The organism is Pseudomonas viridiflava (assembly GCF_900602065.1).
Taxonomy (GTDB): domain Bacteria; phylum Pseudomonadota; class Gammaproteobacteria; order Pseudomonadales; family Pseudomonadaceae; genus Aquipseudomonas.
In genome coordinates, this window is sequence record NZ_UWFN01000067.1 from 1 (window position 1) to 331 (window position 331).

Consider the following 331-nt stretch of genomic DNA (forward strand, 5'->3'; position numbering starts at 1 on the left):
GGACCAGGGGTTGATGGGTATGCAGGTGGGCGGGGTGCGCACGCTGTTCGTGCCGGCACACCTGGCGTATGGCGAGCGGTCGATGGGCGCGCATATCAAGCCCAACAGCAATCTGCGTTTTGAAATCGAATTGTTGGAAGTACTGACTCGGGATGATTGAGGGCTGGTTATCGAGTCGGTACGCCTTGATAGCCAATGTACTCGGCCCCAATTGTGGGAGCGGGCTTGCTCGCGAAGAGGCCCTTTAGGTCACCCGAGATGCTGGATCAGCCCCTGATAACAGGTCGCCAAATGATAAGGCGTGGTAGAAGGCATATCCCGCCGACTCACC

1 protein-coding gene is annotated in these 331 nt (G+C 58.0%); it reads left to right on the forward strand.

Going from position 1 to position 331, the window contains the following annotated elements; genetic code table 11:
- Positions 1-160, forward strand: a 160-nt coding sequence (locus EE949_RS01025; RefSeq protein WP_042942974.1) for an FKBP-type peptidyl-prolyl cis-trans isomerase, incomplete at its 5' end; no start/stop codon positions are given.
- Positions 161-331: the final 171 nt, after the last annotated feature.